The following is a 19,062-nucleotide window of genomic DNA, read 5'->3' on the forward strand; positions in this document are numbered from 1 at the left end:
CTCAGGAGCCAGCCATGACCCAAGATGCATCCCCCGTCGCCGATCCGCGCTTCGACCCAACGCGCAGCATCCGCGCCCCGCGCGGCACTGAACTGAGCTGCAAAAGCTGGCTCACCGAAGCCGCCTACCGCATGCTGCAGAACAATCTCGATGCCGAGGTGGCCGAGGATCCGACGCGCCTGGTGGTCTATGGCGGCATCGGCCGCGCCGCGCGCAACTGGGAGTGCTACGACCAGATCCTGGCCTCGCTGCGCACCCTGGAAGACGACCAGACCCTGCTGATCCAGTCGGGCAAACCGGTCGGCGTGTTCCAGACCCACGAAAACGCCCCGCGCGTGCTGCTGGCGAACTCGAACCTGGTGCCGAAATGGGCGAACTGGGAGCATTTCAATGAGCTCGACCGCAAAGGCCTGTTCATGTACGGTCAGATGACGGCCGGCAGTTGGATCTATATCGGCACCCAGGGCATCGTCCAGGGCACCTACGAAACCTTCGCCGAAGCGGGCCGCCAGCATTTCGGCGGCGACTGGGGCGGACGCTGGATCCTGACCGCGGGCCTGGGCGGCATGGGCGGCGCCCAGCCATTGGCCGCGACCTTCGCCGGCGCCGTGTCGCTGACCATCGAATGCCAGCAGACCAGCATCGATTTCCGCCTGCGCACGCGCTACCTGGACAAGCAGGCGACCGACATCGACGATGCGCTTCGCCTGATCAAGGAACATTGTGACAAGCGTGAAGCGGTCTCGATTGGCCTGCTCGGCAACGCCGCCGACCTGCTGCCGGAACTGGTACGCCGCGCCCGCGCGGGCGGCCTGGTGCCGGATATGGTCACCGACCAGACCTCGGCCCACGACCTGATCCACGGCTACCTGCCGCAGGGCTGGACGGTCGAACAGTGGAAGGCGGCCCAGGCCGACCCGGCGCAGCACGCGCGCTTGAGGGCCGCGGCGGCTGCCTCATGCGCCGTGCATGTGCAAGCCATCCTCGACTTCAAGGCGCTGGGTAGCCACGCGGTCGACTACGGCAACAACATCCGCCAGGTGGCGCTGGATGAAGGCGTGCAGAACGCCTTCGATTTCCCGGGCTTCGTGCCGGCCTATATCCGCCCCCAGTTCTGCGAAGGGCGCGGGCCCTTCCGCTGGGTGGCGCTGTCGGGCGACCCCGAGGACATCTATAAAACCGATGCCAAGATCAAGGAACTGTTCCCCCACCACGCCCAGGTGCACCGCTGGCTCGACATGGCGCGCGAGCGCATCGCCTTCCAGGGCCTGCCGGCGCGGATCTGCTGGCTGGGACTGGGCGAGCGCCACATCGCGGGCCTGGCCTTCAACGAGATGGTCAGAACGGGCGAACTGAAGGCCCCGATCGTGATCGGGCGCGACCACCTGGACACGGGTTCCGTCGCCAGCCCGAACCGCGAGACCGAGAGCATGCGCGACGGTACCGATGCGGTGTCGGACTGGCCGCTGCTGAACGCCTTGCTCAATACCGCCGGCGGCGCGACCTGGGTCTCGCTGCACCATGGCGGCGGCGTCGGCATGGGCTACTCCCAGCATTCGGGCGTCGTCATCGTGGCCGACGGCACGGACGCAGCGGCGAAACGCCTGGCGCGCGTGCTGGTGAACGACAGCGGCTCGGGCGTGATGCGCCACGCTGACGCCGGCTACGAATCCGCCATCGCCTGTGCCAAGCGCACCGGTTTGAACCTCCCGATGATCAAGTAAGGCAGTACCATGAAAAACCAATCGCAGCACTGGACCCTTCACCCCGGCGCCCTGACGCTGGCCGACCTGCGCGCCGTCTGGGCGTCCCACTTCCCGATCGCCTTGTCGGCTGACGCCGCAGCCCCAATCGCAGCTTCCGCCGCGCTGGTGAAAACCATCGTCGACAAGGGCGACCCGGCCTATGGCATCAATACCGGTTTCGGCATCCTGGCCAAGGCCCACATCCCGAACGAGCAGCTCGAACAGCTGCAGCGCAACCTGATCCTGTCGCACGCGGTGGGCACGGGCGAACTGATGTCGGACGCCGTCGTGCGCCTGATCCTGCTGACCAAGATCGGCAGCCTGGCGCGCGGCTATTCCGGCGTGCGCCCGGTGATCATCGACACCCTGATCGCGCTTTATAACGCCGGCCTGATGCCCGCCATTCCCTGCCAGGGCTCGGTCGGCGCCTCGGGCGACCTGGCGCCGCTGGCGCACATGACCCTCGCCATGCTCGGCGTCGGCCCGGTGCGCTACAAAGGCGAGATCATGGAGGCCAGCGACGCCTTGCAGGCAGCAGGCATCGCGCCGGTGACCCTGGCGGCGAAAGAGGGCCTGGCCCTGATCAACGGCACCCAGGTGTCGACCGCGCTGGCCTTGCATGGCCTGTTCATGGCCGAGCGCCTGGTGGAAGCGGCGATGGTCACCGGCGCCTTGTCGGTGGACGCCGCCCGCGGCAGCGACGCGCCGTTCGACGCCCGCATCCATGCGGTGCGCGGCCAGCCGGGCCAGATCGCGGCGGCCGCCATCTACCGCGAGCTGATGGCCGGCAGCGCGATCCGCGCTTCGCACCTGGTCGGCGACGAACGCGTGCAGGATCCCTACAGCCTGCGCTGCCAGCCGCAGGTGATGGGCGCCATCATGGACCTGGTGGCCAATGCCAGCCGCACCCTGCTGATCGAAGCGAATGCCGTCACCGACAATCCGCTCCTGTTCCCCGAAGACGGCGCCATTCTTTCGGGCGGTAACTTCCACGCCGAGCCGGTCGCCTTTGCCGCCGACACGCTGGCGCTGGCCATCGCCGAAATCGGCGCCTTGGCCGAACGCCGCATCGCGCTGCTGATCGACGCCAATTTGTCCGGCCTGCCCGCCTTTTTGGTGCGCGAGCCGGGGCTGAACTCCGGCTTCATGATCGCCCACGTGACGGCGGCCGCGCTGGCCTCGGAAAACAAGTCGATCGCGCACCCGGCCAGCGTCGACAGCCTGCCGACCTCCGCCAACCAGGAAGACCACGTCAGCATGGCGACCTTCGCGGCGCGCCGTCTTGATCAGATGGCGCACAATACGGCGGTTATTGTCGGGATCGAACTGCTGGCGGCGGGGCAGGGCATCGAGTTTCACCGCCCGCTGGCGAGCTCCGGTCACCTCGAGCACGTGCATGCGCAACTGCGCAAGCGCGTGGCGCCCTTCGATGCCGACCGCTTCTTCGCGCCCGATATCGAGGCCGCGCGCCGGATGGTGATCGAAGGCGAGCTGTCAGCGTCCTGTAAAGAGCTGTTCGCAGTATTACACCCGTAACCATCAACAGGAGTCTTCATGGATTTCCGGTTCAAGGCAGGCGACGCGCCGATGCTGCTGTCGATGCCCCACGTAGGCACCGACCTTCCCGACGAGGTGGCCGCGCACATGGCGCCCTGTGCGCTGGCGACCGCCGACACCGACTGGCACCTGGCCGAACTCTATGACTGCGCGGACCGCTTCGGCATCTCGACGCTGGCGGCGCGCTGGTCGCGCTATGCGATCGACCTGAACCGCCCGCCCGAAAACACCAACCTGTATCCGGGCCTGGACACGACCGGCCTGTGCCCGGTCGATACCTTTGGGCGCGAGAGCCTGTACCAGGAAGGCCGCGTGCCCGACGCGGCCGAGGTGCAGCGCCGCCTCGAACGCTACTGGCAGCCCTACCACAATCAACTGCGCGCGGAACTGGCGCGCCTGCTGGCGCTGCACGGGCGCGTGGTGCTGTGGGACGCGCATTCGATCGCCTCGCAGGTGCCGCGCTTTTTCGAAGGCCGCCTGCCGGACCTGAACTTCGGCACCGCCGAGGGGAAATCCTGCGATCCCGGCCTGGAGAATGCGGTGGTGGGTGTGGCGCGCGCCCAGGACCGCTTCAGCATTGCCGTGAACGGCCGCTTCAAGGGCGGCCACATCACCCGTTTCTACGGCCAGCCGAACGAGGGCGTGCACGCGATCCAGCTCGAGATGTGCCAGTGCCTGTACATGGACGAGGCGCCGCCCTTCGCGTTCCAAGCAGAGGTGGCGGCCAAAGTGCAGCCGCTGCTGTCGGACATGGTGCAGGCAGCGCTCGATTGGGTGCGCGCATGAATGCCCTGTTCGCGCGCCACGCCCTGTTGCCCGAGGGCTGGCAGGGCGACGTGCTGATCGAATGGGATGCGCGCGGCAACCTGACCAGGGTGGCGCCCGGGGCGCGTCCGCCGATCGGCGTGGCACGCGCCGATTACGTTGTGCCGGGCATGGTCAACCTGCATTCGCACGCTTTTCAACGCGCGCTGGGCGGCCTGACCGAGAAGGCGGGCGATGGCCCCGACAGCTTCTGGACCTGGCGCGATCTGATGTACCGCTTCGCCGCCCACATCACGCCAGAGCAGGTGGAGGCCATCGCGGCCCAGCTGTTTTCGGAATGCCTGCGCCATGGCTACACGGCGCTGTGCGAATTCCATTACATCCAGCGCGACCCGGCGGGCAGCCTGTACGCACGTCCAGCCGAGATGGCCGAACGCATCGCGCAGGCGGGCCAGCAGGCCGGCATCGGGCTGACCCTGCTGCCGGTCCTGTACAGCCACAGCGGCTTCGGCGCGCAGCCTTTAAAAGCGGAACAGGCGCGCTTTCGCACCGATGTCGACACCGTGCTGCGCATCGTCGAGACGTTGGAGCCGCTGCGCAATGGCCAGCTCGAGGTGGGCGCGGCGCCGCATTCGCTGCGCGCGGCCGGCATCGAACAGATCCGCGAACTGATGGCCGCGCTGCCGAAGGCGCGTCCGCTGCACATCCATATCGCCGAGCAGCAGGGCGAAGTACAGCAAAGCCTGGATTTTTGCGGGCGCCGGCCGGTCGAATACCTGTTCGACGAAGTGATGATCGACGCGCGCTGGTGCCTGGTGCATGCGACCCACCTGACCGCCGCCGAAACGGCGCAGCTTGCCGCCAGCGGCGCGGTGGCCGGCCTCTGCCCGACCACCGAGGCCAACCTGGGCGACGGCCTGTTCCCGCTGGCCGACTACCTGGCCGCGGGCGGGCGCTGGGGCATCGGCAGCGACAGCCATGTGTCGCAGAGTCCGGTCGAGGAATTGCGCTGGCTCGAATACGGGCAGCGCCTGGTTCACCAGCGCCGCAATATCGCCGCCACGCCGGCAAGACGCGACGTCGCGCTGAACCTGTGGCAGGATGCGCTCGATGGCGGCGCGCAGGCGGCGGGGCGCCCGGTCGGGGCCCTGGCGGCCGGGCGCCGGGCCGATCTGCTGGTGCTGGACGCGGCCCATCCGAACCTGGATGGCGTGAATGACACCGATGTGCTGGGACGTCTGGTATTCTGCGGAAACGATAACCTGGTACGCGACGTGCTGGCCGGCGGACGCTGGGTCGTGCAGGGCGGGCGTCACATGGCGCAGGAAGCAATCGGACGCCGCTACCGGCAAGCCGTTCAACAGTTGCGCGAAGCATGAGCATGAGCGAGGCACAAAGATGAATATCCTCATTCCGTTTGCCGGCCTGTCGGCATACCCGTGGAAGAACGGTGGCGGCAGCACCACGACGATTGCGATCGGTCCGCCCGACGCCGGCTTCGAGGACTTCGACTGGCGCGTCAGCCTGGCCACGATTTCCGAAGACGGCCCTTTCTCGCGCTTTCCCGGCGTCGACCGCACCCTCGCCCTGGTCGACGGCCACGGCATGACGCTCGATATCGACGGCAGCGAACGCGTGATCATCTGCGAGAGCGGTCCGGTGCTGGCCTTCGACGGCGACTCGGATGTGGTGGCCAAGCTCAATCGCGGCCCGACCACCGATTTCAACGTCATGACGCGCAGCGACCGCTGCTACCACCAGTTCGGGCGGCGCCGCCTGGCCGGCAAATCGCGTTTTGTCGCGCGTGCCGACCTGACCTTGATGTTCCTGGCCGAGGGCGATACGCTGGAAATCGCCAGCGATTCCGAGCGCATCAACCTGGTGCGCTACGACGCCGTCCTGTTCGACCCGGGCACGATCTGGTCGATCGAGGCCAACCAGGCGCTCATTTTCATTGTCGACATTTTCTATTACAACGAAGACGAGGACTACGACGATGAGTGAGCGTCACGGGCCGCGCTACGACGCGGTGTTTGCGAACGTAAACCTGGCCACGATGACCGATGGCTACGGCGAGGTGAAGGACGGCGCGATCGCCGTGCACCACGGCCGCATCGCCTGGGTCGGTGCGCGCCGCGAGGCGCCCCGTGCCGCCGTCATCCACGACTGCGACGGCGCCTGGCTCACGCCCGGCCTGATCGACTGCCACACCCACATCGTCCACGCCGGCAACCGCAGCGACGAATGGGAAGCGCGCCTGGAAGGCGCCAGCTACGAAGACATCGCCGGTAACGGCGGCGGCATCATGTCCACCGTGCGCGCCACTCGCGCCGCCAGCGTGGTCGACCTGCTGCACCAGAGCGCGCCGCGCGTGTCGCAACTGCTGGCCGAGGGCGTCACCACGCTCGAGATCAAGTCCGGCTACGGCCTGAACCTGCAGGGCGAAGCGAACCTGCTGCGCGCGGCGCGCCGCATCGGCGAACTGCTGCCGGTGAAGGTGCGCACCACCTTCCTCGGCGCGCACGCGCTGCCGCCGGAGTTTACGGGCCGCCCCGACGACTACATCGCCGAAGTCACCGAGCGCATGCTGCCGCTGTTGATGAAAGAAGGCCTGGTCGACGCGGTCGATGCCTTCTGCGAGCACATCGGTTTTACCTACGACCAGACCGAACGCGTGTTCGCCGCAGCCAGGAAGCTGGGCCTGCCGGTGAAACTGCATGCCGAGCAGCTGTCGGACCAGCGCGGCGCCGAACTGGTGGCGCGCTACCGCGGCCTGTCGGCCGACCACCTGGAGCACGTGACGCCGGCCGGCATCGCCGCCATGGCCGCCGCCGGCACCGTCGCCGTGCTGCTGCCGGGCGCGTATTACTTCCTGCGCGAGACGCAAGCGCCGCCGATCGCCGCCCTGCGCGCCGCCGGCGTGCCGCTGGCGATCGCCACCGACTGCAATCCCGGCACCTCGCCACTGAGTTCGCTGCTGCTGGCGATGAACATGGCCTGCACCCTGTGGCGCCTGACGCCGCGCGAAGCCCTGCTCGGGGCCACCGTCAACGCGGCGCGCGCACTCGGTTTGCAGAACGAGATCGGGACGCTCGAGGTGGGCAAGCGCGCCGATTTCGCGCTGTGGGACATCGCCCGTCCGGCCGAGCTGGCGTATGCGATCGGCTTCAATCCCTGCCAGGCGGTAGTGAATGGCGGCGTGATGCGGGCGCGCGATGTGGGCTTGCCGGCGGGGTTTTAAGCTTGCGGCAACCCTCAGGCTTTCCTGCCTTCACAGCGACTGCAATTTAGAGCGCGTTGTCGACACCGCCCGGTGCAGCATGCGCTCGGCGTGAAAATCGTTCTCGCGCTGGGCGGCAATCGCATGCAGGCTGCGCGTGTAATTGTCGAGCCGGGAACGTAGCCACGCCTTGTACAGGCGCGTGGTGATGGGCTTGAATCTGGAAGTCACGGTCTCTCCCCTTGTCCGAAGAGCACATTGTCCGGGACAGCCATCCATTGCATTTGTGTTCACTCAATCGTGCAACAGCCCCGATTGACGCTTGATTCGCGTCAATTCGTTCATCTACAGCTCGGTAATTATAGGTATCAGACAATCGGTAAGAGAGGTAAGCAATTGTAAGAAAAACAGCTTCTCGCGATTTCACCCAGCTATAGTGAACTCGTGATTTCCAGTCTCCCCTCCCCATTACCATAATGGGTTCGCCCACGGCGCCTTACAGCCCCGTGGGTTTTTTATTGCCGGTCAGTCCGCGCGGCGCGCCAGGTGGTCGAGCGCTTCGCCGGTGACGCGGCAGATGCGCCACTCCGGCAGGATCTCGGCGCCCATGGTCTGGTAAAAGCCGATTGCCGGCTCGTTCCAGTCCAGCACCGACCATTCGAAGCGGCCGCAATTGCGTTCCACGGCGAGCTGCGCCAGCTTTGAGAGCAGCTGGGTGCCATAACCCTTGCCTCGGTGCGATTGACGCACATACAAGTCTTCCAGATACAGGCCCTTCTTGGTGAGGAAGGTCGAGAAATTGTGGAAGAACAGGGCAAAGGCGACGACTTCGCCGTTTTCTTCGCCGACGATGGCTTCGCAGGCCGGGCGGGTGCCGAACAGGCCCTCGTGCAGCAGCTCTTCGGTGGCGACGACCATGTGCTCGAGTTTTTCGAACACGGCCAGCTCGACGATCATCGAGTGGATGTGGGTGATGTCGGCAGGTTCGGCGGGACGGATGGAAAAATGGGTGACAGCGGTCATGGCGTTTCGGTTATCTGATTCAAAGTGGCGGTTTGCACGGGTTTGGCTGTGGGTGCGCGCAGGGCCCAGGCCACGCTGGCCAGGCACAGGATCATGCCGAGGAATTCGACGGGACCCGGACGGTAGGCTTCCAGCTGGATCGACAGCAGCACCGACAGCACCGGCGTGATGACGCCGATGTACACGGCCTTTTGCGGCCCGATGCGGTTGATCAGCGTGAAGTAGGCGAGGAAGGCGATCACCGAGCCGAAGATCGACAGGTAGAGCAGGCCCAGCGTATATGACAGGGTCGGCGGCGGCACGAAGCGCTGGCCGGTCAGCACGACATAGAGGGCGACCAGCAGCGTACCCCACAGCATCGACCAGGCGGTGGTCAGCATCGTGTTGCTGGACTGCTCGCGCACCTTGCCGACCACGATGCTGCCGGCCGAGCTGGCGATGGTGGCGACCAGGGCCAGCACCACGCCCAACAGGAAGTGGCCGCTGCCGCCGGCCTGCACGTCGCGCCAGGCGGTCTCGATCGAGTGATAGAAGAGCAGGGCGACGCCGCAGATGGCGACCACGCCGGCGGTCCAGGTACGGGGTGCGAGCGGCGTGCCGTAAAACACGCGGCCCAGCAGCGGCGTCCAGAACACCATTAGCGCGAACAGCACGGCGACCAGGCCCGAAACCACGACTTCCTCGGCCTGATAGGTGCAGATATACGACAGGCCGAAGGTGGCCACACCCTGCAGCATCAGCCATTTCTGGGTGCGCCAGGGCAGTTGCAGCTTGAAGCCGCGGCCGATGCAGATGATGAACAGCACGCTCGACGCGAGCGCAAAACGGTAGACCACGGAGACCGCCGGCGGCACGTCGCCCAGCTGCAAGGTGATGGCCCAGAAGGTCGAGCCCCAGATGAGCGAGGCGAGGGTAAACAGGACGGGAGAAGACATCGCGGAAGTATACGTGCTTTCCCCGTTTCCTGCCGTCTACAAATTACGACGATTAATGGGTCACGCGGGTCTGGTAGCCGTTGCTCAGCAGCCGCACGCGCTCGCCGGGGCGGAACAATTCGTCCGCCGTCTGGGTGATGGCGCGCAGCTCTCCACTGTCGAGTCTTACCGTGATTTCGAAGCCGGGGCGGTTGTTCGCGTTCTTCTCGACGCGCTGGCCGAACAGGCCGCCCGCAAGGGCGCCGACGATGCTCATCGCCGCCTGGCCGCTGCCGCTGCCGGCCTGCGATCCGGCAATGCCGCCGAGGGCTGCGCCGCTCATCGTGCCGACACCCGATTCCGGATTGGCGATGACGACATTGCGCACCGACTCGACCGTGCCGGTGCGCACGACCTGTTCATTCTGGGTCTCGTGAGCACGGTAGACGCTGCCCGATTGCGGCGTGGTGGCGCAGCCGGCAAGCAGGGCGGCGAACAGGAGGGGAAGCGTGGCTTTCATGGCAATCTCCAGTCAACGCAAGGCGTTGCCTGGCAGCTTACTCCTGGCGAGCGAGGCGCGCTACAGGATCAATAGGCCAGCTTGAAACGGCGGTACAGGAAGCCCAGCACGAACAAGGGGCCGATCAGCAGGAAGCGCATATCGTCGAGAAACGACGGCTTCTTGCCCTCGATCTTGTGGCCGATGAACTGGCCGATCCAGGACACGACGAACACGGCGATCGACAGCGGCAGCACCGTCATCGGCGGCATCGCGGCCAGCACCGCCAGCATCAGGATCGCCATCGCCAGCATGCCGACCGCGAACGGTTTCGACAGCTGCAGGTAGTACCACATCGACCAGCCGACGGCGGCCAGCGCCACGACCGGATGGAGCGCGTACAGGATGCCGAGCAGGGAGAACACGATCAGCGGCACGCAGACGAAGTGAATCAGCTCGTTGGTCGGGTTGCGGTGGCTCTCGCTGTACTGGGCGAGCAGGGCGTCGATGTTGCGCGATTGTGCGGTGTGGTCCATGGCGGTCTCCGGCCGTGATTGTTATGCCGAAGATTCTACACCGGCGCCGCGCCCGCCGAGCCGCATCTGCGGATGGTTCGCGAACACGTCCGACACCCATTCCACGAACACGCGTACCTTGGCCGACATGTGCCGGTTCTGCGGATAGACGATGTGGACCGGCAGCGGATCGCTGAACCAGTCCGGCAGCACCTGCACCATGCGGCCCTCCTCGACGTGGCGCGTGAGGAGATAGTCGGTCATCTGGATCACCCCCAGGCCGGCCAGCCCGGCCTGCACGTAGGCGTTCGAATCGTTCAGGGCGATCATGCCCGGCATCGGCACCTCGATGCGCTCGCCGTTGCGGTTGAAATCCCAGTCGTAGACTTTGCCGGTCTTGGCCGAAAAATAATTCACGCAGCGGTGTTTGACCAGTTCGTTCGGATGCTGGGGCGTGCCGAAACGCGCCAGGTAGGCAGGCGAGGCGGCGGTCACGAAGTTGATGATGCCGACCCGCCGTGCGATCAGGCTGGTATCGAGCACCGGGCCGCCGCGCACGGCGCAGTCGATGCCTTCCTCGACCAGGTCGACCGGCCGGTCGGTGCTGCCCATTTCCAGCGTGATGTCGGGGTAGCGCTCGAAAAAGGCCGGCAGGGCCGGAATCAGGATCTCGCTCGACAAGCCGGTGGGCGTGTCCACGCGCAGCCGCCCGCTCGGATTGATGCGCATGCGCGACAGCGATTCCTCGGCTTCGCGCACGTCCGACAGGATGCGCACGCAGCGCTCGTAATAGGCCGCGCCGTCCGAGGTCACCGTGACCTGGCGCGTGGTGCGGTGCAGGAGCTTGGCCGACAGCGACGCCTCTAACGCCTGCACCAGGGTCGAGACGCTGGCTTTCGGCAGGTCGAGCAGCAGCGCGGCGCGCGTAAAACTGCCGGTATCGACCACCTGGACGAAAACTTCCATCGCTTGAAGCTTATTCACCATCACCTCCTTGCAGCCATTTTAATGGGAATTTAAGCTTATTGTTCGCCATTTCCGAACAATCAATTCGACATTGCCGTATTTATCTCTTGGACGATCCTGTCTATAGTGATCGCAGTGCAGCAAAATTTACTCGCAAGCGGGAGCAGGACATGAAGATTTGGGACAGCATTGTGGCAAGCATCTCTCTGGGGATCGGCATCGGGACGATGGCTGCGGTCGTCAGCAGCGGCGCCTATGCGCAGGCCGCCGGCGCCGAGGCGCGCGGGGTACATGCCCTGTCCTCGACAGTCGCCCAGGCGCTCTACAAGGATGCGGCGCCAGCCGCGATGCTGGCCTCCGCCTCGCCGGAGATGGCGCCATGAACGACCGTCTCGACATGCTTGATGCCGTCCGGGTGCGCGAACTGGAAGTGGCCGGCGAGCAGGGCCCCTTGAAAGCGCGCCTGTACGCCACTGGCGAGAAAGGCAAGCGCGATACGCTGATCGTGTTCTTCCCCGGCGGCGGTTTCGTGGCCGACGACCTGCACGAATCGGACGACTTCCTGCGCCACCTGGCCGGCGTCAGCCACACCCCGGTGGTGCTGGCCTCGAGCTACACGCTGGCCACCGTGCGTCCCTTCCCGGCGGCGGTCGAGGATGCCCACGCCGTGCTGCTGTGGGCGAAAAAGAACAAGGCCAAACTTGGCTGGAACGGCAAGCATTTACTGGTGGCCGGCATCGAGGCCGGCGCCAACCTGGCCGCCGTGTGCGCCCTGATGTCGCGCGACCGCGGCGCTCCCAAGCTGGCCGGCCAGATCCTGATCATGCCGATGCTCGACCCTGGCCTGTCGACCTGCTCGATGCGCGAGATGCCGGCTTGCGCCGACCAGGAAAAGCTGGCCGATGGCTGCGCCGCCGCCTACCGCGGCTATCTGCCGAACGCGGCCGACCGTACCCACCCATATGCTTCGCCCCTGCAATCGAGCCGGCTGAAAAACCTGCCGCCGGCCCTGATCCTGTCGGCCGACGACGATCCCCTGCGCGACGAAGCCGAAACCTACGGCGCCAAGCTGCTCAGCTTTGGCGTGCAGGCCACCGTGCGCCGCATGCTGCCGGCGCCGCAGATGGCGGACGACCGCAACGAATGCGCCTGTGCCCAGTCGGCGCTGGTCGAAATTGCCGCTTTCATCGCACGTCTCGAGGAGCAGGAGGCTCCTCCAGCCTGAGCCAGCACCTTCCTGAACTACCCATCCTGAACTGACCGCAAAAACGCACTATTTTGGTGCGGCGGGACCTGCTTTTCTGCGATTCGTCGCGGAGGGGACGGGTGTCGCCGTCTTATTTACATTCTCACAAGAAAAGGTATCCACATGAGAAACCTGGCACAACTTTCCAAGGCGGCGCGGCCGCTGATTGCGGCGCTGGCCGTCGCTGGACTGGCAACGCTCACGCTCGCCGGCTGCGAGGACGCGACCGGAAAAACCGCCGCGCCAGCCGCACCCGCCGCACCGCCCGTCTCGGCCGCCATCGTGCTGGAAAAGCCGATCGCCGAAACCCAGGAATTCTCGGGCCGCCTGGAAGCGATCGAGCGCGTCGAGATCCGCTCCCGCGTCAGCGGTTTTATTACCGCCGTGAATTTCAAGCCGGGCAGCGAAGTGAAAAAGGGCGACGTGCTGTTCGTGGTCGACCCGCGCCCTTACCAGGCCGAAGCCACCCGTGCGCAAGCCGCCGCCGCCTCGGCCCGGGCGCGCGCCGACCTCGCCAAACGCGAACTGGCCAGGGCCGAAAGCCTGATGGCCGATAAAGCGATCGCACGCCGTGAATTCGACGAGGCCGCCGCCAGCCAGAAGGAACTTGAAGCAAACGCCGGCGCCGCGCAAGCCCAGTACGAAGCGGCGCGCCTGAACCTGGCCTATACCCGTGTGGTCTCGCCGATCGACGGCCGCGTCTCGAAAGCCGAAATCACCCTCGGCAACCTGGTCGACGCCACCGCGGTCCTCACGTCCGTGGTCTCGCTCGAGCGCATCTACGCCAGTTTCGATGGCGACGAAGAGACCTATCTGCGCGTCGGCGCAAAGGCGCGCGACGGCGCTCCGGTGACGGTGCGCGTGGGACTGGCCAACGAAGAAGGCTTCCCGCACGAAGGAAAACTCGAATTCGTCGACAACCAGCTCGATGCCCGCACCGGCAGCGTGCGCATGCGCGCCGCTTTTGAAAACAAGGACGGCGCCCTGGTGCCGGGCCTGTTCGCCCGCGTGCAGCTGGGCGCGGCCGACGACCGCAGCGCGGTCCTGATCAGCGAGCGTGCGGTGGGCACCGACCAGAGCCGCAAATTCGTGGTCGTGGTGGGCGCTGACGGCAAGGCCGAATACCGCCCGGTCGTCCTCGGCCCCGTGGTGGACGGCCTGCGCGTGGTGCGCAGCGGCGTGAAAGCGGGCGAGAAGATTGTCGTCAACGGCCTGCAGCGCGTGCGTCCGGGCGCCCCGGTCGCGCCGCAGATCGTCCCGATGGATGGCGCCGCGCCGCTGACCCTGGCCGCCGCTGCGAAGGAATAAATCATGAACTTCTCCCGCTTCTTTGTCGACAAGCCGATCTTCGCGATCGTGCTGTCGGTGCTCATCTTCGTGTCGGGCCTGATCGCCATCTTCCAGCTGCCGATCTCCGAATACCCGGACGTGGTGCCGCCCTCGATCGTGGTGCGCGCCCAGTATCCGGGCGCGAATCCAAAAATCATCGCCGAAACGGTGGCCGCGCCGCTGGAAGAGCAAATCAACGGCGTCGAGAACATGCTGTACATGTCCTCGCAAAACACCTCCGACGGCGCCCTGATGCTGACCGTGACCTTCGCCATCGGCACGAATGTCGAGCAGGCCGAGACCCAGGTGCAGAACCGCGTCCAGCGTGCCTTGCCGCGCCTGCCGGAAGAGGTGCGCCAGATCGGCGTCACGACGGTGAAAAGCTCGCCCAACCTGACCATGGTTGTGCACCTGAATTCCCCCGATGGCCGCTATGACGACCTGTACTTGCGCAACTACGCGACCCTGAACATCAAGGACCGCCTGGCGCGCATCGAGGGCATGGGCGAAGTGCAGCTGTTCGGCTCGGGCGACTACGCGATGCGCGTCTGGCTCGACCCGCAAAAGGTGGCTGCGCGCGGCCTGGTCGCGGGCGACATCGTCGATGCGATCCGCGAGCAGAACGTGCAGGTCGCGGCCGGCGTGATCGGCCAGGGCCCGGCCAAGGGCGCCGAGTTCCAGTTGACGGTGAACACCCAGGGCCGCCTGTCGAGCGTCGAGGAGTTCGGCGCCATCATCGTCAAGACCGGCGAAGACGGTTCGACCACGCTGCTGAAGGATGTGGCGCGCCTGGAGATGGGCTCGAACTCCTACGCCCTGCGCTCGCTCCTGAACAACAAGTCGGCCGTGGCCATCCCCATTTTCGAAGCACCCAACGCGAATGCGCTGCAGCTGTCGACGGACGTGCGCGCCACCATGGCCGAGCTGTCCAAAGAGTTTCCGGAAGGTGTCGAATACAGCATTGTGTACGACCCAACCCAATTCGTGCGCGAGTCGATCGACTCCGTCATCAAAACGCTGTTCGAAGCGATTCTGCTGGTGGCGATTGTCGTGATCGTGTTCCTGCAAAGTTGGCGCGCCTCGATCATTCCGCTCCTGGCGGTGCCGGTATCGGTGGTCGGCACCTTCGCCGTGATGCTGATGTTCGGCTTCTCGATCAACACCCTGTCGCTGTTCGGCCTGGTGCTGGCAATCGGCATCGTGGTCGACGACGCCATCGTCGTGGTCGAGAACGTCGAGCGCAACATCAGCAACGGCCTGAACCCGCATGATGCGACGATCCAGGCGATGAAGGAAGTGTCCGGGCCGATCATCGCGATCGCCCTGGTGCTGTGCGCCGTGTTCGTGCCGATCGCCTTTGTCTCGGGCCTGACCGGCCAGTTCTATCGCCAGTTCGCGCTCACCATTGCGATTTCCACCGTGATCTCGGCTTTTGCGTCGCTCACGCTGGCTCCCGCCTTGTCGGCCGCACTCCTCAAAGCGCACGATGCGCCGAAGGACCGCGTCACGCGCGCCATCGACACCGTCTTCGGGCGCTTCTTCGCCGCCTTCAACCGCTTCTTCGGCCGTGCCTCGCACCGCTACGAAGGCGGCGTGCAGACGGTCCTGCGCCGCAAGACCCTGTCGCTCGCCGTGTATGCGATCCTCGGCGTCGCTGCCGTGTTCATGTTCAAGGTGGTGCCGCCGGGCTTCGTGCCGCAGCAGGACAAAGCCTACCTGATCGGCTTCGCCCAGCTGCCGGACGCCGCCTCACTCGACCGCACCGACGCCGTGATCCGCCGCATGTCGGCCATTGCAAAAGAGATTCCCGGCGTCGAATCCTCGATTGCCTTCCCCGGCCTGTCGATCAACGGTTTTACCAACGCACCGAACGCGGGCATTGTGTTTACCGGTCTGAAGCCGTTCAGCGAACGCAAAGGCAAGGAGCAGTCGGCCGAAGCCATTGCGGCCGAAATCAACAAGCGCATGGGCGCGGTGCAGGACGCCTTCGTGATGGTGCTGCCGCCGCCGCCCGTGAACGGCCTCGGTACGACAGGCGGTTTTAAAATGATGCTGGAAGACCGCGGCAACCTCGGCTACGACGCGCTGTACAAGGCGGCGCAGGCGATGCAGGCCAAGGCCTGGGCCGAGCCGCGCCTGGCTGGCGTGTTCTCGAGCTACCAGATCAACGTGCCGCAGCTGTTCGCCGACGTCGACCGCGTAAAGGCCAAGCAGCTCGGCGTGCCGCTGCAGACGATTTACCAGACCCTGCAAGTGAACCTCGGCTCACTCTACGTGAACGATTTCAACCAGTTCGGCCGCACTTACCAGGTGCGGGTGCAGGCGGACGCCCAGTTCCGTTCGCAGCCGGAGCAGATCGCCCAGCTGAAAGTACGCAGTACCAAAGGCGAGATGATCCCGCTGTCCTCGCTGATGCAGGTAAAGGATACCTATGGCCCGGACCGCGTGCAGCGCTACAACGCTTACGTCACGGCCGACATGAACGGCGGCCCGGCGGCGGGCGTGTCCTCGGGCGAAGCGCAAGCCATTTTCGAGCAGATCGCAAAAGAGACGCTGCCGAAAGGGATCGCCTATGAATGGACCGACCTGACTTACCAGGACATCCTGTCCGGGAACACCATGGTCTTCGTCTTCCCGCTGTGCGTGCTGCTGGTCTTCCTGGTGCTGGCCGCCCAGTACGAAAGCTGGACGCTGCCATTGGCTGTCATTCTGATCGTGCCGATGTCGATCCTGTGCGCGCTGGTCGGCGTCAAGCTGACCGGTGGCGACAACAACATCTTCACCCAGATCGCGCTGTTCGTGCTGGTCGGCCTGGCCTCGAAGAATGCGATCCTGATCGTGGAGTTTGCCCGCGAACTCGAACACCAGGGCCGCAGCGTGGTCGACGCCGCACTGGAAGCGAGCCGCCTGCGCCTGCGTCCGATCCTGATGACCTCGATCGCCTTCATCATGGGTGTGGTGCCGCTCGTGTTTTCCAGCGGCGCTGGCGCCGAGATGCGCCACGCGATGGGTGTCGCCGTCTTCGCCGGCATGCTGGGCGTGACCTTCTTCGGCCTGTTCCTGACGCCCCTGTTCTATGTCCTGCTGCGCAGCTTTGCCAAGCGTTTCGAAAAACCTGCCGTCGCCCCTGTTGCGGTGCACGCTGAAGGAGTACACCAATGAGAACGATGATTGCACGGGGCGTTGCCCCCTTGCTGGCGGCGCTGCTGCTCACCGCCTGCGCCGCACCGGAGTTCAAACAACCGGCGATCGATACGCCGGCCGCCTTCAAGGAAGCCGGCACGGTGAAAACGGCGCCTGACGGCACCCAGTGGAGCGTGGCACGCCAGGCCGAGCAGCAGCCGCGCGGCCAGTGGTGGCTGGCCTTCCAGGACCCGCGCCTGACGGAACTGGTCGACGAGGCGACCCGTAACAACGCCAGCCTGGCCATGGCCGCGGCGCGCGTAAAACAGGCGAGGGCGATCGCGGGCATTGCGCAAGCGGACCGCGTGCCGCAGGTGGGCGTCGGCGTCCAGGCCCAGCGCGCCCGGCCGTCGGCATTCGATGCCGGCCTGCCGCAGGGCAGTGCGGTCGCGCCGCAGACCAGCTACAGCGCCAGCCTGAGCGCCAGCTACGAGGTCGACCTGTTCGGCCGCGTGGGATCGAACATCGAGGCGGCGCGCCAGGATGCGGGCGCCAGCGAGGCGAGCTACCGCTCGGTGCTGCTGTCGCTGCAGGCGGACGTGGCCCAGACCTGGTTCCGCCTGCGCGCCCTGGACGCCGAGCTGGCCACGGTCGACGCGGCGGTGCGCCTGCGCGAGGAAAGCGTGCGTGTGACCCAGCGCCGTTTCGACCTGGGCGACATCGGCGAATTTGACCTCAGCCGCGCGAAGACGGAATTGTCGGCCACGCGGTCCGAGGCGATCGGCCTGCAGCGCCAGCGCACGAATGCCGAGCACGCGCTGGCGGTCCTGCTGGGCCGCCCGGCCGCACGCTTCACGGCCAGCACCAGCGCCTTGCCGGAAAGCAGCGCGCTGCCCGCGATTCCCGCCGGCTTGCCCTCGACCCTGCTCGAGCGCCGGCCCGACATCGCCGCCGCCCAGCGCGCGATGGAGGCGGCCAATGCCCGGATCGGCGTGGCGCGCGCGGCCATGTTCCCGGCGCTGAACATCAACGCGCTTGGGGGAGGCGTCGGCGGCACGATGGCCGAGGTGTTCAACTGGAGCAGCCGCTCCTGGGTGCTCGGCGCGCTGCTGTCGCTGCCGATCGTCGATGGCGGCCGTAACAAGGCGAACGTGGTGCGCAGCGAGGCGGCCCTGGAGGAATCGGTGGCGGCCTACCGCGAGCGGGTGCTGGTGGCTTTCGCCGAGGTCGAGGACAACCTGGCCGGCGTGCACATCCTGGCCGAGCAGGGCGCACAGCTCGACGATGCGGTGCGTTCCGCACGCCGCTCGGCGCAGCTGGCGCGCACGCTGTACGACGCCGGCCGCTCGAGCTATCTCGACCTGCTCGACGCCCAGCGCAACCTGGCAACCAGCGAACGCAGTGCGGTCCAGCTGCGCGGCAACCAGGCCATGACGACGGTCGCCCTGATCCGCGCGCTGGGTGGCGGCTGGGACGCGCCGGCGCCGCCGGAAGCAGCGCCGCTGGCGATGCGCTGAACCGTATTACGTGTGCCCCTTGCGGCGGATCCGGCCGGGTCCGCCGTTTTTTTATGGGCGGTTACAATCCTCACATGACGACACCGGCACCTCTCGACGCGACCCTGCTCACTGGCCTGGCGCCGGTGCTCGATCCTGACACCCGCATCCTGATTCTCGGCAGCTTCCCGGGCGCGCAGTCGCTCGCGGCCGGCCAGTACTATGCGCACCCGCGCAACCAGTTCTGGCGCCTGGTTTCAAGCCTTGTCGGCGAAGACCTGGCGGCGCTGCCATATATAGAACGCCTGCCGCGCCTGCGTGCGCACGGCATCGGCCTGTGGGACGTACTCGGCGCCTGCGAGCGCGAAGGCAGCCTCGATTCCGCGATCCGCAAGCCTGCCGCCAACGATTTCGAGCGCCTGCACACGCTCTGTCCCATGTTGAAAACGGTCGGCTTCAATGGCCAGACCTCCGGTAAATTCGCGCCGCAGTTCGCCGGCGCCGGCTACCGGACTGTCGTGCTGCCGTCGAGTTCGCCGGCGCACATGGCGATGACGTTCGAACAGAAGCTGTCGGTTTGGCGAGAACTGCTTGCTTAGAGCCGATCCAATTTTTTGCACAGTCAGCGCTGTTGAGGTCTGCTTTCGTGTTTATTTCGAACCAT

General features: G+C 66.1%; 18 protein-coding genes. 12 read left to right on the forward strand and 6 right to left on the reverse strand.

The genetic code is table 11. From position 1 onward, the window contains the following. Positions 1 to 14: 14 nt before the first annotated feature. The 6 genes from hutU to hutI are packed head-to-tail and all read left to right on the forward strand — an operon-like array spanning position 15 to position 7,308. Entirely contained in the window at positions 15 to 1,724 is a 1,710-nt protein-coding gene (gene hutU / locus NMB41_RS02670) for a urocanate hydratase (RefSeq protein WP_494380939.1), read from the forward strand. A 9-nt stretch (positions 1,725 to 1,733) separates the two neighbouring features. Beyond that, positions 1,734 to 3,281, forward strand: a complete 1,548-nt coding sequence (gene hutH, locus NMB41_RS02675; RefSeq protein WP_494380940.1) for a histidine ammonia-lyase — start codon at positions 1,734 to 1,736, stop codon at positions 3,279 to 3,281. 18 nt (positions 3,282 to 3,299) lie between these two features. After that, the gene (gene hutG / locus NMB41_RS02680) at positions 3,300 to 4,088 is read left to right on the forward strand and encodes an N-formylglutamate deformylase (protein WP_494380941.1); all 789 of its coding nucleotides are present in this window, start codon (positions 3,300 to 3,302) and stop codon (positions 4,086 to 4,088) included. After that, positions 4,085 to 5,446 (forward strand): formimidoylglutamate deiminase, encoded by a 1,362-nt coding sequence (locus NMB41_RS02685; RefSeq protein WP_494380942.1) that lies wholly within the window; start codon positions 4,085 to 4,087, stop codon positions 5,444 to 5,446. The genes hutG and NMB41_RS02685 overlap by 4 nt, the downstream gene beginning before the upstream one ends. A gap of 19 nt (positions 5,447 to 5,465) precedes the next feature. Further along, positions 5,466 to 6,071 (forward strand): HutD/Ves family protein, encoded by a 606-nt coding sequence (locus NMB41_RS02690; RefSeq protein WP_494380943.1) that lies wholly within the window; start codon positions 5,466 to 5,468, stop codon positions 6,069 to 6,071. Continuing rightward, positions 6,064 to 7,308, forward strand: coding sequence for an imidazolonepropionase (hutI, locus tag NMB41_RS02695; protein ID WP_494380944.1), 1,245 nt, complete (start codon positions 6,064 to 6,066; stop codon positions 7,306 to 7,308). The genes NMB41_RS02690 and hutI overlap by 8 nt, the downstream gene beginning before the upstream one ends. Before the next feature lie 30 nt (positions 7,309 to 7,338). Here the strand turns inward: hutI and NMB41_RS02700 are convergent, their stop codons facing one another. From NMB41_RS02700 to NMB41_RS02725, 6 genes are all read right to left on the reverse strand, one after another. After that, complete coding sequence (locus NMB41_RS02700) at positions 7,339 to 7,518, reverse strand: hypothetical protein (protein WP_494380945.1); 180 nt, start codon at positions 7,516 to 7,518, stop codon at positions 7,339 to 7,341. 294 nt (positions 7,519 to 7,812) lie between these two features. After that, positions 7,813 to 8,310, reverse strand: coding sequence for a GNAT family N-acetyltransferase (locus tag NMB41_RS02705; protein ID WP_494380946.1), 498 nt, complete (start codon positions 8,308 to 8,310; stop codon positions 7,813 to 7,815). Further along, positions 8,307 to 9,245 carry a DMT family transporter gene (locus NMB41_RS02710; RefSeq protein ID WP_494380947.1) on the reverse strand — a complete coding sequence of 313 codons (939 nt, stop codon included), beginning with the start codon at positions 9,243 to 9,245 and terminating at the stop codon, positions 8,307 to 8,309. The genes NMB41_RS02705 and NMB41_RS02710 overlap by 4 nt, the downstream gene beginning before the upstream one ends. A gap of 52 nt (positions 9,246 to 9,297) precedes the next feature. Next, complete coding sequence (locus NMB41_RS02715; protein ID WP_494380948.1) at positions 9,298 to 9,744, reverse strand: outer membrane lipoprotein; 447 nt, start codon at positions 9,742 to 9,744, stop codon at positions 9,298 to 9,300. Between the two features lie 68 nt (positions 9,745 to 9,812). Beyond that, positions 9,813 to 10,259: an Mpo1 family 2-hydroxy fatty acid dioxygenase gene (locus NMB41_RS02720; RefSeq protein WP_494380949.1), complete on the reverse strand. Its 447-nt coding sequence runs from the start codon at positions 10,257 to 10,259 to the stop codon at positions 9,813 to 9,815. Positions 10,260 to 10,280: 21 nt separating this feature from the next. Further along, positions 10,281 to 11,222, reverse strand: a complete 942-nt coding sequence (locus NMB41_RS02725) for a LysR family transcriptional regulator (RefSeq protein WP_494380950.1) — start codon at positions 11,220 to 11,222, stop codon at positions 10,281 to 10,283. 152 nt (positions 11,223 to 11,374) lie between these two features. Between NMB41_RS02725 and NMB41_RS02730 the strand changes: the two genes are divergently transcribed. The 6 genes from NMB41_RS02730 to NMB41_RS02755 all read left to right on the forward strand — a co-directional run bounded on the left by NMB41_RS02730 (position 11,375) and on the right by NMB41_RS02755 (position 18,997). Next, on the forward strand, positions 11,375 to 11,587 hold the full coding sequence (locus NMB41_RS02730) for a hypothetical protein (protein WP_494380951.1): 213 nt from the start codon (positions 11,375 to 11,377) through the stop codon (positions 11,585 to 11,587). Beyond that, positions 11,584 to 12,429 carry an alpha/beta hydrolase gene (locus NMB41_RS02735; protein ID WP_494380952.1) on the forward strand — a complete coding sequence of 282 codons (846 nt, stop codon included), beginning with the start codon at positions 11,584 to 11,586 and terminating at the stop codon, positions 12,427 to 12,429. The genes NMB41_RS02730 and NMB41_RS02735 overlap by 4 nt, the downstream gene beginning before the upstream one ends. Positions 12,430 to 12,573: 144 nt before the next feature. Then, positions 12,574 to 13,758 (forward strand): efflux RND transporter periplasmic adaptor subunit, encoded by a 1,185-nt coding sequence (locus NMB41_RS02740; RefSeq protein WP_494380953.1) that lies wholly within the window; start codon positions 12,574 to 12,576, stop codon positions 13,756 to 13,758. Between the two features lie 3 nt (positions 13,759 to 13,761). After that, positions 13,762 to 16,941: an efflux RND transporter permease subunit gene (locus tag NMB41_RS02745; protein ID WP_494380954.1), complete on the forward strand. Its 3,180-nt coding sequence runs from the start codon at positions 13,762 to 13,764 to the stop codon at positions 16,939 to 16,941. Continuing rightward, positions 16,938 to 18,419: an efflux transporter outer membrane subunit gene (locus NMB41_RS02750; RefSeq protein ID WP_494380955.1), complete on the forward strand. Its 1,482-nt coding sequence runs from the start codon at positions 16,938 to 16,940 to the stop codon at positions 18,417 to 18,419. Before NMB41_RS02745 ends, NMB41_RS02750 begins: the two co-directional genes overlap by 4 nt. A 74-nt stretch (positions 18,420 to 18,493) precedes the next feature. Further along, entirely contained in the window at positions 18,494 to 18,997 is a 504-nt protein-coding gene (locus NMB41_RS02755) for a DNA-deoxyinosine glycosylase (protein WP_494380956.1), read from the forward strand. The last annotated feature ends 65 nt before the right edge of the window (positions 18,998 to 19,062 follow it).

It is taken from the genome of Massilia sp. FBCC-B171 (genome assembly GCF_059134155.1).

Coding starts and splice junctions, on each gene's coding strand:
- NMB41_RS02685 (WP_494380942.1), top strand. CDS start 4,085: ATGAATGCCCTGTTCGCGCGCCACGCCCTGTTGCCCGAGGGCTGGCAG.
- NMB41_RS02750 (WP_494380955.1), top strand. CDS start 16,938: ATGAGAACGATGATTGCACGGGGCGTTGCCCCCTTGCTGGCGGCGCTG.
- NMB41_RS02710 (WP_494380947.1), bottom strand. CDS start 9,245: ATGTCTTCTCCCGTCCTGTTTACCCTCGCCTCGCTCATCTGGGGCTCG.
- NMB41_RS02745 (WP_494380954.1), top strand. CDS start 13,762: ATGAACTTCTCCCGCTTCTTTGTCGACAAGCCGATCTTCGCGATCGTG.
- NMB41_RS02740 (WP_494380953.1), top strand. CDS start 12,574: ATGAGAAACCTGGCACAACTTTCCAAGGCGGCGCGGCCGCTGATTGCG.
- NMB41_RS02730 (WP_494380951.1), top strand. CDS start 11,375: ATGAAGATTTGGGACAGCATTGTGGCAAGCATCTCTCTGGGGATCGGC.
- NMB41_RS02705 (WP_494380946.1), bottom strand. CDS start 8,310: ATGACCGCTGTCACCCATTTTTCCATCCGTCCCGCCGAACCTGCCGAC.
- NMB41_RS02690 (WP_494380943.1), top strand. CDS start 5,466: ATGAATATCCTCATTCCGTTTGCCGGCCTGTCGGCATACCCGTGGAAG.
- NMB41_RS02755 (WP_494380956.1), top strand. CDS start 18,494: ATGACGACACCGGCACCTCTCGACGCGACCCTGCTCACTGGCCTGGCG.
- hutI (WP_494380944.1), top strand. CDS start 6,064: ATGAGTGAGCGTCACGGGCCGCGCTACGACGCGGTGTTTGCGAACGTA.
- hutG (WP_494380941.1), top strand. CDS start 3,300: ATGGATTTCCGGTTCAAGGCAGGCGACGCGCCGATGCTGCTGTCGATG.
- hutH (WP_494380940.1), top strand. CDS start 1,734: ATGAAAAACCAATCGCAGCACTGGACCCTTCACCCCGGCGCCCTGACG.
- NMB41_RS02720 (WP_494380949.1), bottom strand. CDS start 10,259: ATGGACCACACCGCACAATCGCGCAACATCGACGCCCTGCTCGCCCAG.
- hutU (WP_494380939.1), top strand. CDS start 15: ATGACCCAAGATGCATCCCCCGTCGCCGATCCGCGCTTCGACCCAACG.
- NMB41_RS02715 (WP_494380948.1), bottom strand. CDS start 9,744: ATGAAAGCCACGCTTCCCCTCCTGTTCGCCGCCCTGCTTGCCGGCTGC.
- NMB41_RS02735 (WP_494380952.1), top strand. CDS start 11,584: ATGAACGACCGTCTCGACATGCTTGATGCCGTCCGGGTGCGCGAACTG.